At 40.6% G+C, this 14,722-nt stretch carries 12 protein-coding genes; 4 read left to right on the top strand and 8 right to left on the bottom strand.

All coding sequences use genetic code 11. The annotated features are described in order from the left end of the window. From D6D85_RS12455 to D6D85_RS12445, 3 genes are all read right to left on the bottom strand, one after another. Nucleotides 1-1,225: DNA double-strand break repair nuclease NurA (locus D6D85_RS12455; protein WP_133308320.1), on the bottom strand; the 1,225-nt coding region annotated here is incomplete at its 3' end. A 54-nt stretch (nt 1,226-1,279) separates the two neighbouring features. After that, entirely contained in the window at nt 1,280-2,338 is a 1,059-nt protein-coding gene (locus D6D85_RS12450) for a hypothetical protein (protein ID WP_125672368.1), read from the bottom strand. Next, nucleotides 2,322-2,714 (bottom strand): DUF2975 domain-containing protein, encoded by a 393-nt coding sequence (locus D6D85_RS12445; RefSeq protein WP_125672367.1) that lies wholly within the window; start codon nt 2,712-2,714, stop codon nt 2,322-2,324. The genes D6D85_RS12450 and D6D85_RS12445 overlap by 17 nt, the downstream gene beginning before the upstream one ends. Nucleotides 2,715-2,831: 117 nt before the next feature. On the opposite strand from D6D85_RS12445, the gene D6D85_RS12440 reads away from it, so the two are divergent. Beyond that, nucleotides 2,832-3,050 (top strand): hypothetical protein, encoded by a 219-nt coding sequence (locus tag D6D85_RS12440; protein WP_125672366.1) that lies wholly within the window; start codon nt 2,832-2,834, stop codon nt 3,048-3,050. A gap of 6 nt (nt 3,051-3,056) precedes the next feature. Here the strand turns inward: D6D85_RS12440 and brxL are convergent, their stop codons facing one another. From brxL to D6D85_RS12425, 3 genes are read right to left on the bottom strand one after another with little or no spacing between them, the layout of a single operon-like run. Next, complete coding sequence (brxL, locus tag D6D85_RS12435; protein ID WP_237558849.1) at nt 3,057-4,451, bottom strand: BREX system Lon protease-like protein BrxL; 1,395 nt, start codon at nt 4,449-4,451, stop codon at nt 3,057-3,059. Nucleotides 4,452-4,453: 2 nt separating this feature from the next. Beyond that, nucleotides 4,454-5,854, bottom strand: a complete 1,401-nt coding sequence (locus D6D85_RS12430; RefSeq protein ID WP_125672365.1) for a hypothetical protein — start codon at nt 5,852-5,854, stop codon at nt 4,454-4,456. Beyond that, nucleotides 5,851-8,103 carry an Eco57I restriction-modification methylase domain-containing protein gene (locus D6D85_RS12425; protein ID WP_237558850.1) on the bottom strand — a complete coding sequence of 751 codons (2,253 nt, stop codon included), beginning with the start codon at nt 8,101-8,103 and terminating at the stop codon, nt 5,851-5,853. The genes D6D85_RS12430 and D6D85_RS12425 overlap by 4 nt, the downstream gene beginning before the upstream one ends. Before the next feature lie 139 nt (nt 8,104-8,242). On the opposite strand from D6D85_RS12425, the gene D6D85_RS12420 reads away from it, so the two are divergent. Further along, on the top strand, nt 8,243-8,683 hold the full coding sequence (locus D6D85_RS12420; RefSeq protein WP_125672363.1) for a DUF365 domain-containing protein: 441 nt from the start codon (nt 8,243-8,245) through the stop codon (nt 8,681-8,683). A 306-nt stretch (nt 8,684-8,989) separates the two neighbouring features. Further along, nucleotides 8,990-9,841: a hypothetical protein gene (locus tag D6D85_RS12415; protein WP_125672362.1), complete on the top strand. Its 852-nt coding sequence runs from the start codon at nt 8,990-8,992 to the stop codon at nt 9,839-9,841. An 83-nt stretch (nt 9,842-9,924) separates the two neighbouring features. Here D6D85_RS12415 and D6D85_RS12410 read toward each other — a convergent pair whose 3' ends face one another. Continuing rightward, on the bottom strand, nt 9,925-11,943 hold the full coding sequence (locus tag D6D85_RS12410) for a Piwi domain-containing protein (protein WP_125672361.1): 2,019 nt from the start codon (nt 11,941-11,943) through the stop codon (nt 9,925-9,927). 191 nt (nt 11,944-12,134) lie between these two features. Next, nucleotides 12,135-13,355 carry a hypothetical protein gene (locus tag D6D85_RS12405; RefSeq protein WP_125672360.1) on the bottom strand — a complete coding sequence of 407 codons (1,221 nt, stop codon included), beginning with the start codon at nt 13,353-13,355 and terminating at the stop codon, nt 12,135-12,137. A gap of 473 nt (nt 13,356-13,828) precedes the next feature. On the opposite strand from D6D85_RS12405, the gene D6D85_RS12400 reads away from it, so the two are divergent. Next, complete coding sequence (locus tag D6D85_RS12400; RefSeq protein WP_125672359.1) at nt 13,829-14,713, top strand: hypothetical protein; 885 nt, start codon at nt 13,829-13,831, stop codon at nt 14,711-14,713. The last annotated feature ends 9 nt before the right edge of the window (nt 14,714-14,722 follow it).

The raw sequence follows: 14,722 nt of genomic DNA, 5'->3' as shown, positions 1-14,722 counted from the left end.
CAGCCTTCAGCCCAGCTCTTCTCAAGGCTTCTATGATAAGGGGCTCGTAGCACTCCTTATAGATGTCAGTCCTGAACCTGACAAGGTCGTCCACATCAAGAAGAGGCTTAATTGTGAACGGTTCTGGGCTTAAGCTGTTCAATACTGCAATGACCTCCCTGAGCTTATCTGTTGATCCTTCTAGAAAATAATCACCTTCCACAGAGCCCCAATCAGAATTTAATCCAAGAATCCAGCCTCCTATGTCAATCCTATAAACGCCAATCCCATGCCAAGGCCTCCAATAAGACATGACAACTGGTGGCAGCTCACAAATCCTGTCAAAAGCCTCTGCAATTTTGCTAAACGGATGCCCTGCAGCTAATAGCCTTCTTCTGATCTTTGAATCCGCCCACCTTCTTGTTCCTGCTTTTATCTCCTCGCTCAAATAGATTGGTTGCGGTGCTAGGACAAGTGGATGCGTAAAACCCGACTTATTTGCGTAATCATCGAATATCTCCTCATCAGAGGACATTAACATCCTTCCAGCCTCCTTGAGATATGCATCGCAGTTCTTCAGCTGATCCCTGCTTTCAGAGAGTTTCTTCAAGATGTTCTTTACGCTTCTTACTCGTGACAGCTCCCTGCCTAAAATGGGATTTTCCTGGGAGATGAAAGTGCTGAGGATCTTCACACCAAGATAGTTCACGAAGCTGTCCTTTGTAACTCCGATAAGCAGAAGCTTACGTTCAGCTGCGAGCTTGTAAAGATCATAAAATGCGTTTAAGTACTCCGCATAAGCCTCAACTTCCTGATCCCCAAGTTTTACCAGAACTGGAGGGATTATTGGATAAAGATCGCCATCACATAAGGCCATTTGCACTTCACTATAGCTTTCTAGAGCTCTTTTTAAGCATTTAAACTCCAGAGCCCTCATGTAAAGTGAGATACGCTTAAGCCCATGCCCAACCCTAACATCTACATCGCAGACGTCCCCGATCAGGCTATTATGACTGTAAACATTGGCAATAGCCCTAGCTACAGCAGCTCTAACTCCACCTCTGAAAGTTGTGTGAGCATAACTGCCGTCAGCTACAACAAAGCTAGGCAATTCCTCGCTCTTGCCATCAAACTCATGCCAAAAGGAAAGGTAAACATCCCTAAAGGAATCGTCAAAGGCTATGGATATAGAACTCAGCTTGGAAATCTCTGTCAGAAACATCTGGAAAAATGAATCCTCGGCCATTTCCAGCACACCTCATTGCTTGTAATCTTTATTCGTAATAGTATAAAAAATAATTTAAGGGAGAAGAGAGAAATTAGAAGAAGCATCTGTTATAACCCTGACTTCCTCTTTGTCTGACAGCCTAGTCAGCACTATTGTCATTCCCTTGTTTTTGGCCATCTCAAGAAGATAATTGATTATCCTCTCCACTCTAGACCTATCGAATCCAAGAATTACCTCATCCACAAGGAAAAGCGGGATATCCGGAAGGAACGCCTCCTTAAGTGCTATTTGAATGAGCAAGGCCAGTGCTGCCCTCTCTGAGAGGCTGAGTGAAGTCAGCCTCTGGATCTTCCCCTCTCTCTTCACTATGAGCTCTAGGGTATTGGGATCTATCATAGCATCAAGCTCAAACTGTAGATCCCTCAATAAACGTGAGATAGCATCATTGAACCTCTTAGCAAAGTCCGCTTTTTGCCTCTCAATTTTATCCGTGAGATGTTCTATGAGCTGTTCCAATGACTTGATCAAGTAAGGGCAGATCTCAACAGCTTTCTCAACGGGTACTTTTGTACTTGCTATCTCTAGATGCTCAGGGGATCCCAATTCCCTCTTAATTTCATCCAGTTTTCCCTCTAGTGTATCCCATTTCTCTTTTAATTCGCCTAGTTTTCCGGATACCCTTCCCAGCTCATCGCTGATATCCTTAATCGACATCTCTAGGACTTTAAGCTCATTTAGAATGTCCTCTCTCTTCCTCTTAAACTCCTCTAGCTCGATTTCACGTGTCTTTGCAATAGGTTCATATGGTTCGGTTTCTCTTTTGATCCTCTTTATTTCACTATCAAGATAATTAATTTCGTAGCTAATATTATTCTCTTTATTTCTTAACTTTCCTGATATCTCCAATGCATTCGTTAGCTTATCCCTCTCATTCTGAAGGTTCTTAATCTCCCTCTCCAGTTTCTGAAGTTTACTTATGACCTCTGAAAGCTGCTCTTTTACATAGGCTGGGTCTACAGTCGGGCTACCACAGATAGGGCACCTCTTTACATCTCCTTTGATAACTTCAGCAGCTGTATCCAAAAGTCTCTTCATCATGTCCCATTTCGAATACTCAGAGTCTAAACGCATAACTTCTCTTCCTCATGTACGCCTCTTTCTTTATCCCCCTCCTCCTGTCCACCTTTCTCACCATTATTTTGGTGTCCTCTAAAACAGCCCTCTCGGAGTGCCTCGGCCTCTTCTCATGGGATCCCGAGTAGGGGATAGCGGGGACAGTGCTGCCCTTATCTCGCATTTCATCGATCTTTGCACCTATGTATGTGAGGCTCAGGAAAAAAGCGAGTAACCCGATGATAATGCCCACATAAATCAAGAGGAAGAGGAAGCTGAATATGAGCGGAGGGAAGACTATACAGGGCACTAAGAAGAAGATCAGGGCTGCTACTACCCACCAGTTCCTCTCCAGCCAGCTGCTCTCCTTTCTCTTGGATCTTCCTCTAGCCACCAAGGTCTTTATCTTCCACGTCTTCCTTATAAACCTATATTCAGACAGGGGAGGTAGTATAGCCTCTATTTTCAGCCGTCTAACGGATTGTAGCAGAAAGGTAGCTGAAGTAAGGAAATGAGGCCGAAACTCACCGTCAAAAAAGTAATAAAACATAACGTGTACATCTACTTGATCACGATGGATAAGGCCATAGAGTGGAGGATACTGCAGTTCCTCCTGGAGAGAGGGGCATTCGATAGGGAGCACGCTGTGAGCAGGAGGGAGGTAAAGGAGAGGTTCAAAATAAAGGAGGAGAGCACTTTATCCCAGAAGATGAGGAAGATGATATACTAAAAAGGATTATTTAACTTTATATCCTATCTTTTTTCTCTCGAATTCACCTGGACGCATGAAATGAAGCCAGTCCGCAATTCTCTGCCTATATTCAACGGCTAAATCTAACGCTATCTTAAGCTCTTCCTCTTTAAACTCTCCATGGGGCGAGATTAGCTTTAGCAAACCACTTGCAATCCTCTTTATTGCTTTTTCATCCCTCCCGGTTACATTTGAAAGCTCAACTTCTTCTGAGATATAGTAATAGAACTCCGTTTTCTTTCTAAGTTCATGTAATACCTCGGCGAAATAGTCAGTCACAAAGCCATAATGTTTTGAAATATAAGCATCTAGCTTTCCTATCTTAGGTACTTCCCAGCCAGGGATAAAGCCGTGTATTCTGTCTATGAATGCCGGATCTCTCATGACCTCCGGAAGGACGTATGTGAAATCTTCTATCGGCATCTCCCCCTTTACGTCCACGTTTCCCATAAACATTAGAGAACATTGGCTTATACCTCTTCTTGTTCCTCTTTCAATGAAACCGCTTTCCATGTAAAGCTTTAGCTTGCCCATCATCTCATCCGCACTAGAAAATTCCACCTTACTTATTTCATCAAATACAACACAGTCCTTTGTTGTTATCTCTCCAGGAATGTTCTTCGCAAGGTTCCATATGAGAACAGCTGGGCTTATCCTTCCTCCTGAAAATATCCTTGTGTAGTGCGACGTGTTAAGGTACGTGTATGTTTTGCCTGTGTTCCTTGGTCCAAGCTCCATCATGTTAACATTTGGCTCTACTAAGGGGATAAGCCTAGATAGAATGACAAGCTTTTTCCTCCAAGGTAAGGGTTCAGGGTTAAATCCTATGGTACTAATAAGAACGTCGATCCATTCATTGGTCGTAAACTCCCTTCTACCATCCATGAAGGCTTTCATATCGAGCTTAGCTATTTGAAATGGAAGAAAGTCCACAACGGTCACGTAGCCTTCCTCAGTATCTGAAATATATTGAAGCTTGGCCAAACCCCAAAGGCCCTGTCTGAGGAGATTTTCATATTTCTCAAGAAGTTCGTCTGTGATTGCACATTCTAACCCCAGATTCCAGAGAAAGGCCCTGTGCGTTCCTGAAGAAACGTCCGTGAAAACCTTCACCTCATCTATAACCTTGTACTCACCCAGTTTCATCAGGTCATGAAGAACTTTATCCCTATCCCTGGGCTCGGGAAAGCATCTGAAAACTAGATCGGCTATCTTCTCTAAATCCTCCCTGGTAGGTCTCTCCTTTCCAAGACTTGAAATTAGATATTCTGATATAAACCGTGGGAGCCTAGCAACTTCCTGGTACAGCACAACGTCCTTCCTAACAACAACGTCGCCAAAAACATACCTCAGCTTTGCATTAAGCTCATCCATACCCATGATTAGACACCTAAGTCTTCGATTTTAAAGTTCCTCTCAGCATGCTTAACTTCAGGGCCCTTTACGTAAATTGTCAGTTCCTTCTCAACTTTCTTTGGAACATCCTTTATAACGTACTCAAAAGTAAGCTTAACCTTATACTCTCCAGCTTTTAAGCCTTCAAAGCTTAGCGGGAATGATACCTCGCCTTTAACCTCTTCAAAATTCCTCTCGACCGTGCGGTTATCGAACGTCGTAAGTTTAATGTAAACGTTCCTTAAAGGCTCCTCAAGCGGATTAGAAATTACAACATCAACATTGAAGGGCTTTTTCTCTTCAACGACGTTATTTCTTAAGGATACATCTGGCATGCTTGGTGGAAGTTCAACAGTCTCCTCAAACTCTTCCTCATACTCCTCACCTTCAAGCATAGCTAAACACTTCCTAATCTCTTTAAGCTCGTCTTCGGATATACTATAGAGTTGTGCAACGAGCTTGTCTATCTCCTCCTCAACTTTCGCTAATTTTCCTTTATCTCTATCCGCAATTTTATGGGCAATTTTGGACAACTTCACTAGTTTTGAGTGAATATCATCTGTTTTGACATACTTAGGGATGTAAAAATGCTCTAATACATGAGGATCGGGATGAAGATGAACATATGACGTCACTAATCGTGAAATCATGGAATTTAGGATAGCACAAAGATAATATGCCTCGTCCTCATTAGATAACGGAACATATACGCAAGTATAGTCGGGAAGAGGGATTTTTTCACCAATTTGTTGATCTTTCAACGTTGTAATTACTGCAGCATTTATTCGGGTGCCCACTTCTCTCCATACAACCTTAGCTGGAGCAAAAACTCGATCTTCCATTCGGTAAATAAAGTAAAAGGGCTGACCTTTGCCATAATTCTTATAATTGGCAGCGCTTTCCAACTCATGTTTAAAATTGAAATAAAAGGAAAATGCACGTGGATAATTAATTTTAGCCTTATGTTCAGGTAAGATTTTTCCAGATTTAGGATCATAGATGATTACTGAATAAGTTTTCCTCCACTTTATCTCATATTTTCCAACATCTCTACCAAGAAGTACTGGATAAACAAGTTCTGCTTCGACTTCTTGAATTACTTTTTTACTAATCTGCTTTTTAGCTCCCGACCACACTCTGTTCTCTATAATCACATTGTTTCCGACTTTTCTTAAGACTTTAACAATGAATATCTCTCTTGGTGTAAGTCCAATACCCTCATATGCCCTATAGGGCGAAATCCGTATAGCTTTTCGTAACTTTTCGTGAAGTCCCCTCTCTAATGGCAATAAAGGTGAAGTGGGATGTGCTATTGGCTCGGCATACAGACATATCCTCGTGGTTTGTGCTAATACTTTGTCTAGAGACATTGACTGGTCGATTCTCATAGTTTCCTCATCCTCCACTTAATGTACTGAATAGGAAATGATGTTTTTTCGCCTTTTTTTATAATAAATACCGAGGTTCTATTTTGAGCCCCCTCAAAGGGTAGCAACTCAACTAAGTCATGTATTTTGAGAACCTTAAGAGGAACACCACTTGGTAACAAGAATCTTCTGAAACCCTCTCCTGCTATGGATACAAAAACTGTTTGTGTAATAAGAAAGCCGAAATAACCTCCTTCCTTTAAATATCGATCCATCACTATATAGCTGAACAACATCGAATGATCCAGTTTTACTTTTGCTTGTATCTTTTTAGGCATTAAGTTATACATGTTATAGAGGGGCTTAATTCGCTCCCTGTAATCTTCTGGCAAATTCTCCCAAGCAATCCAAGGAGGATTTCCTACTATATAATCGAATTTCCCTACGAAGAAAGGTGCAAAGGAGTTCTTTAGGATCCTAGTCCACACTCTGTTTTTACCTTTTTTCTCAAGTTCTGATAACATCATAAAAAGCCCTGTAAGAATCGAAGCCTCACCCTCTTCAAGGCTTACTTCCTTTAGTAATCTTCCTTTAAACTCGTCTAAGCTATAATTTTTCCTCACACCCTCCTCTATCACTATTAAAGCTTTCGCTAGCAACCCTTTCTCCACTATACTAATTGGAACACTGAACTCTCCCACAGCCGTCTTCAGAATGTACGCTGCTCCTGCAAGCGTTTCCCTCCTTTCTACAAGTATTGAATCAGCCAGATAGACAGGTATCTCTATCGGCTCAGCTCCTTTTTCCCTAAGCATATCGCTTAGAGCTATGAGATAGTTTGTTCTTGATGCAACTACAGCTAATGGATTCAAGTCAAAGCCTACAACATTCTTTGTTATTTTTCTTAGCGCCGCACCTTTATCTATCCAGTGCTCTTCAATGTACTGCTTAAGTCTACTTATCGCTAAGACAAGGAATGTTCCACTTCCGCATGCCGGATCGAGGAGTCTGAGATCAAGGGGAGCTAGAAGATCATTCTTCTCTTCCCTGACTTTCTCAAAGGTTTTTAGAGTCCATCCAACCTCATTTAAAATTAGCTCTGCAAGCCAGTCAGGGGTATAGTACTCTCCCAGGTCATGCCTAATCTTCTTTGGAACCAAGTTCTGATACAATCTCTTGAAAAGATCTCTAATCCTCTCAGGCTCAAGCTCGGCGGCAGTAGGATCATAGTCTGAGAGCCTGCTTATAATGTCAATTACACATTTTGCTACCTGTTCATCCCATTCGTCTAAATACCATGCGAAATAGTCCGCCTCCATGAAGTTCACTATTCCAAGCGTAACGAAGATCCCTCCTTCCTCAAGCTCTTCTAGCTCTTCCTTTAATCTCTCATGCCCTCTGTAGTATGCATCTTCTAAGACCCTCAGATAAGACCAAAGCTTAGGAGCTATGCATAGGGCTGCAACCTCAGCCGCTAGAAGCTTCATTATCAATGCATAGTAGGTGTGTAGGGCAAACAGTAATTTCTCTGGATCCGCTTTTCCCTTGCCAAACCCATAAATTTCCTCTAGTCCTCTAATTTTCTCCGGGCTGTAGGCACATACCTGAGAGAAAACCCTTCTCCAATCCTCAAAGAGGGTTTGAGTTCTAGGCGATGTCCCCAGTAACTTACTGTAAAGGGTTTTAATGCTCTCCCTAGCTACCTGGCTTTCAGGTCCAAAGTCTTTTAAAAGCTCCTCCGCACTTAAGGCCTTCCTTCTAAGCCCTATAATGGCTTCAATGAGCTTTGCTACTGTGTTCTTATTGATATCGAATGGTCCCTTGCTTTCAAATCCCTTTATTGCCTCCCTATACCTCACAAAGCCTATCTTATAGCCATCTAGGACCACACCAAAGTAACGTGGAAAACGAGCCTCAACCTCAGCATGATCCCTAATATAGCTTTTAACCTGCTCCACTGCTTTTTCAAAGCCGCTTTTAGTTTCAAATGTTTTAGGCTTCTCGTACTCTATTATAAGGTGGCCATAAAGCGCATCCGGTCTAATCCCTGAGACAAGTGTAACCTCATACCTTGCCCTTGGAGGTCTCCATGAGGCATATGGGATTTCGGTTTTCTCTACCTCCTTCAGTTTTTCAATGACCTTGCTTTTGAGGATGTATTCAACACCTTGTTTTAGATCTTCCTCTGTTATTGATTCACGTGCAACCTCCTGAATTTCTTTCGCAATTTCCTCAGCATCCACAGAAAAAGCTGAGCTCGTTTCTCCCATCAACTAACTCGAGTAAACAAACACTATTTAAACTTTACCTATACCAAAGACTGATGACAGTGATACCTCAATAGACTGCATATAGCATCTCAGAAGATAAATTATTTATTTTTCTTCCACCAAAAATCAGGGTGTTATATTGAGCGAGATCATGGGTGTTATATATCCTGTTCCCTCTAACCTGCTGCAGAGGATATTTACCGGAAAAGACGTGTTCATAAAGCACCCAACATGCTTCAAACAGCTTAAGCCGGGGCAAAAGATCCTTTTCTACTCATCCCACGAGATAAGGGGCATTGCTGGAGAAGCTACGATAAAAAGGATCGAGATGATGAAGCTCGACGATATATACAGGAAATATGGAGAGAGGGTTTTCATAACAAGGGAGGAAGCAAGAAGCTACTCAAGGCCTCTAAAGGACAGGAAAAGGGGAGGAGCATACAGGGATGTGACATTTCTGGTTTTAGAGCTTGAGAACATAAGGAAATACGAGAAAGTAGTAAAGCCGAAGAGGTTCATAACAGTGGGAGGAAAGTATCTAACAAAGCAGGAGTATGAGAGCATAATAAGGTCTCAGTAATTTGTCGAAAAGTTTTTCTAAGTTCTGCCCCGTTTATTATCAATGCCCAATGTATTTCTAGCTCCAGGTTCCGCGGCTCGTATACAAAAAAGTATAAAGGAAGGAATTTCTCTTGAGGAAATAAATCCGAAAGAACAGAATCTCATCAAGTTAATTGGAAAAATAAGTCCTCCTATCAAAATGTGGGGAGTCAAGCAGTCTGCCAAGAACATAAGGATATGGAAGGATGTTAAGGAAGGGGATATTATTCTCTTCTACGGTGGGGGCAAGTTTATCTTCAGAGGGGATGTAGCTTTCACCTATCCCTTGAAGGAGTCAGAGGAACAGCTGAATGAAGCAAGAAGGATAGCTGAGATTGTGTGGGGAAGGGATGCAAGAAACAGGGAGACATGGCCTTACCTCATATTTCTATCTAAAGCAGAGGAGGTGGATATTCCGCTGGATCAGTTGAACAGAGCGGCCGGTTATAATGAGGAATATGTTGTGCGTGGATTTACAAAAGTAAAAAATCCTGAAGGTGTTCTCAGTTTTCTTGGGGAGAAACAAAAGGAAGAGGTTGTGCAGAGCAAGCATGACATAGCAGCCAAACTATTAGGTAATATTAAAAATTTAGAACAATCTATAGAGGAACTTCTTGAACCAGCCAAGCCATCATTTCCTATAACTCACGAATGTGCCGAGATGCTTTTGCTGGAAATAGGCAGGCTACTCGGTTTTGAGGTTTATACGGCAGATTCCTCAAAAGAGTGTAATGGAATTAGGCTTGAGGATCTTGCGAGTATGAATAAGGATGAGTTAAGTGGTGATATTGGCAAAGAGATTCTTGATCCTTTAAGTAGGGTAGATGTTCTGTGGAAGTCAAAGATCGGCTTTTATGCATTCGAAGTGGTTATTAGTGGTAATATTCAGGAGGCTTTATTAAAATTTTCTAAGATTAGAGCACTTATTCATACAATGTTTGTAGTAGCAGAGGAAAATAAAAGATATAAATATGAAGAAGAGATAAAATCACCAGCATTTGATATAATAAGAGAAGAATGCAGGTTTATATCATTATCTCAGCTAGTTAAAATGTATGTACTAACTAAGTTATGGAGAGCTGTTGCAGAAGAGTTCCGACTAAAAGAGCTTCAACCGCGCACGCAAGGGGGTAGATAAGGAGAATAAATCCCTTTATAAGAGGTTCAAAAAGTTATATTTCATGCTCTGTTTCGCTTGTAGATGCCTTTAGGCTTAATTGGTTACATGAGAAATCTAATGTCGGTAATTTCTATCGGGCCTTTTACTATTTCTTTCTTTAGGTAGGGGGCCATATTCGCAGCTCTGTTAGAATATTTCAACGTTATTGGGGATCTTACCGAAACTTCTATCGTGTTCCAATCAAGCTTTGTCATGGCCATAATTTGCTCAGCAATCTCCCTCAGGTTATGCTGAGTTGTGTTCTTTTCAAGCACTATCTCAAGAGGTCTTGGTGTTCCAATTCCGCTCCATAGCCTTAATCGATTAGGACTTAATATTGAGTGCCCTGTTGTGCTTAATATAGCTCTACTTTCATTGGTTGCATCGAATATGATTGTTCCGCGAATGGGTGTAAAGTCTCCTCCCTTCATGCGATAAATTCTATAAGGATTTGTTCTTTCAATGTGAACTAAGCAATAGGGTATTCCCTTATTTTGGCACACATTTTCTATAGCTTCTTTTTCTTCATCATGAAATGGAGCACTTTTATGAAAAATTATCTCATGTGGATTATAAACTCTTACCAGCTCGGTGAGAATTTTCTCAGCATCTTCTCTTGGAATATATAGCCCTCGAACACTCTTTATCTCATTAGGAGAACTATACATTCGTATTTTACCTTCCAAATGTTTTCCAAATTTATCAAAGACTTCCATTACGCCATAATAAATGTTCTTCGATTCGTGATCTAGGTGGAAAGATATTCCTACGAAGAGACTATGCGTCTGCGTTAAGGAATTCTTCAGAATCCATGGTATGCCACCTCCCTTTGTGTATAACGCCACACCAATATTCATTAGTGTAAATTCCAAAGGTTCCTTCTTCAAAGTTTTCTCTAAAATCACTTGAAGAGGCATACTTTTTTGTAAGGCAAGTGCTTTAAATTCATAGTAAAATTTGCTCAGTAACTCAGGAACTACCAGCAAGGTAACCGTTTTATCAGTTTTACCACTACCCTCAGAGAAGACCCGAAGTAAGCAATTCTGAATAGCCTCCCTCGAAGGATTATCGAGGTATATAATGTCAGATTTATCATCAAAGGAAAGCTCAGCACCAGTTACCGTCTGAAATCCTGGCCAGCGCGTATAATTCCCATAAAAACCATCTCTTAATTTTTTGAAAAAGTTGAGAAAGTCTTCCCTTGTGGACTCATCTATTATTGCCTTTATATGTAACTCTCTAATGGATGCTCCGTATCCGTAAGCTTTTAGCCACATTATGTCTTTTGGATTCCCTGAGAAACCAAGCTTGAATCGCAGATTAGGTTCCTCAATTATGTTGAAGGAGAGAGAGACTTCACTTCCCATTTCTTCTGCACTGGGAGAAACTATATACATTTCTTTAGAGAAAGAAAGGCAATAATCATCGCAGAATTCTAGTTCGATGATTTCATCTCCGAAAAGGATTTCGATAAGCTTAAGCGTTTTCTTATATCTGTCTTTTGGACGTAGTAGTGCTTTCTGGACGTATAGTTCCCTTAACTTTGCATCAATATCCTTTTTGTTAAGAAAGTGCTTCTCAGCTGCTGACCAGAGAGGAGCGTAAACATCAAGCCACAATCTCAAGCTATTTCTAGAACTAACTTCGAACATATATTTTAAACCGAAAATTACTGTTACATTTTCTCCCAATTCTAGATAAAAATCTCTGTAACTTTCGTAAGCTTCAGGAAGAGCTCTCTTTCTTTTCCCAATAGGAGCACGCCATCCTTTTTTGTGAAGGATTCCTTCAAAAGATGAATATAATAGGTCTCTAATGATCTTCCCCTCCCTTTGAGGCGATAAAATGACTTCTTCAGGGGGTTGGCTAACAATAATAGATTCTTTTTGTAGTTCTTCTATTACCTTTTCAGGCTCTCCCTTGAAATACAGGAATCCGTTGCTAAAACTGCAGTCGGCAACTCTTTTTTGCGAGAGCTCCCTTATCTCCTGAGAAATGACCCTCGGATCAGCTACTATTGGTATCTTCCAAACCTTAAAATTTTGCAAAGGTGTTTCAAAGACATTCAGCAAAACACTCATACTCTTATGACCTCCCTTTCAGAAATGAAATGACAATCTTTCTTTGATATCTTTAATCATCTCAATCAGATCTTGGCGAGATATTTGGCCCTTCCTCCAAATATGTGTGATAAAAATACTGATAAACGGTAGGCAGAAAGCATAGTAGTAAAGGTAAAGGTAAGGATAAGATGAAATAATTTGAATGATATCTAGATGATTAAACCGTAAATTGTTAATGGAAATAACAGCATAAAAAGTGCAAAGGATATTAAAATGAATATCATTTCATATTTTCTAACTCTGCGGTATCCTTTTACCTCTGCACGTATTTGTCTGTAAGCGTCAGCTTCCTTCTTTGACAACATGAATGGACTTAGGTATCCCGCCTCATACAATGCTAATATCATTTTAGAGATTAAGTCTGGGCGTAGGAAAAGCGAGTTAGTAACTCCTGAATCGAGAATTATTTCACTGTTTCCGATATTATTTACAAAACGATAATTTTGTTGTTTATATACTTCAAAATCTATGGTTGAGTCTCTTAAAACATTCACAATAGAGGGATGATTGCTTAGGATTAGACTATTTTCCTCTATAAAGTCCCTCAGGTTTTTCGCAACCTCTTCCCTCTTATCTTTACACCACTCAACTAACGGATGATCTCCTAAGCTGGTTGCCTTAGAAACTATGTATAGGAAAAGAGCTAGCTTTTCGTGATCATCCATGATGTATTCCAATAAATACTCGTTTTTGTGAATTTCCTCTAAGGTTTCTATGTAAAATAGGTCGCCGATAACTGCTGAGAAAAAGGCAACATATATCACGTCAGCAAGGTAATATGCTGGATCTTTAAAGCCTGACTTCCTAATTTTAATCATTACTTCTTTAATCTTTTTCTCCATCTCTTCATGTTTAAGATGTTTTAATAGCAAGAAGGTTGCTCCAATTAGTTCGCCGGTCTCACTAGTTTCCGAGTTTACAGTTAAGATTTCACATATTTCGTCAAGACGCTCCCTTGATAGTCTAAGGTTTTCTGCACCAATGAGATAGATGGATAAGGCAATCCCGACAGCTCTCCTATAATCAAACAAGAAGCTGTTCAAATCCTTAGAATTCATATTACCAAGTAATGAAACTACTTGACGAGCTTCGTCGTATAGATACTTATAATTTCTGCCAATATCTTTAAGCGCAAAAATCCCCCATGCAACATCATAAATATTGCGAGTCTTATCCTGTTCCCTCTCAATCCCATGCATAAGCAAGGCTATTAAACGTGATTCTAAATTACACGTATCCTTTGATGATTTTGATTCCAGCATCTTCACAGCTGAAATTCTATCATCTCGTTCACATTTAAGTCTTACCTGCAAAGGAAATAAATATCTTGCGACTCTACTACTTTTCCAACAAACTGGCACACCTACCATTGAGGTAATATACCTCATTGGTTTCATAAAAATTTTATGTTTCTAGCTTAGAAATCCTACATGTTACCTTTGAGAAAGAAGCCCAGTTATGTATAAAATTTTTTCTTCTAGCACTCTTTGGAGATCCCTAAAGAGAATTGATATAAAGTTGAGCTATATTGGGCTCGCAACTCAGTTTTATATAACTTTACCCTGACTGTAGCACACAGAATCGCATTGATTCCTCCTTTGTTTAATAGATTGTGCTTCCCAAACACAAAACTCTAGATTATCGATAACATCCCTGTCACAGCACACATGTTGTTAAATGTACCTACCATGAAAAAAATCATTGGAAGTGTGTTTCTCTTTTATTCTCAAGCTTAGAGGAAATATTACCAAGCGCGGTCCACAAAGCAGGAGTATAAGACACAATAGGGTCTACGCATTAATTTGCCGAAAAGTTTTTCTAAGTTCTGTCCTGCTTACTATCAATGCCCAATGTATTTTCAGAGCTTCCAAAGGTTTCATTTAAATTCTCCCTTGATGTGGCCACTGTTTATGCGATAGAGATGGCTTTACATGCCCACAAAATAGAAATGAGGGTAGAAAAACAGCCCTTTAGCGAAGAACTTCTTGAAGAATGGCGGGAAGCATTATCGTTACCAAATCTATTCTGGCATCTGAGGGCATTTACATGCGGAAGGGGGAATTTTAACGCCAAAGTTAAGCGATTAGGAGAGCACATTATCCTCCCACTCCTGCAGAAGAGCATGAAAATCTATGAGGATCACTGGAAGGCCATCCTACCTTCCCTGAGAAATAACGTCTCCCCTCTCTTACAAGCATGGAAAATTCATGGAAGGGAGATTCTCAAGGGGATATGCTCGGCAAGCAGGCTTGAATGGAACATCAAGGAGATAAAGGTATTCTTTGTGGAGCCTATTGCCGGTGGGAATGGCTCAGCGATGGGTGATGCCTTCCCCGAAGAGGGATCAATCACCTTTGAGGCTGCCAAATCCCCGCTGCCGGTATGCTTGCACGGTTTCACGCATGAAATAGCCCATCTGAACACCACAGACATAATATATCAGGAGGATATACGCAGAAAGGTCTTGGCTGAATGCGCAAATGAGTTAGTAGCTCAGCAAGCCCTAATTGAAGCCAAAATACTGAACAAACTCGATTTTGACGATCCCATCAGGGATATAGAGGTGTGGAAGACGGAATCGAGGCAGGAGTTCCTATACGATCCGGAGGAGCTCAAGCAGATCGTGGAAAACTGGTGGTTCGATCATCTTGAATCTAAGAAGAATTTACGTGAATCCATCAAGGATCTTTTCGAGGAAGCTTTACCCAAAATGCCGTTAAAACAGTAAGCTGAGTTA

It is taken from the genome of Candidatus Methanodesulfokora washburnensis (assembly GCF_003947435.1).
In the GTDB taxonomy this organism is placed as follows: Archaea; Korarchaeota; Korarchaeia; order Korarchaeales; family Korarchaeaceae; genus Methanodesulfokora; species Methanodesulfokora washburnensis.
The sequence above is the reverse complement of the archived record's forward strand: the minus strand, read 5'-3'. Positions and strand labels throughout refer to the sequence as shown.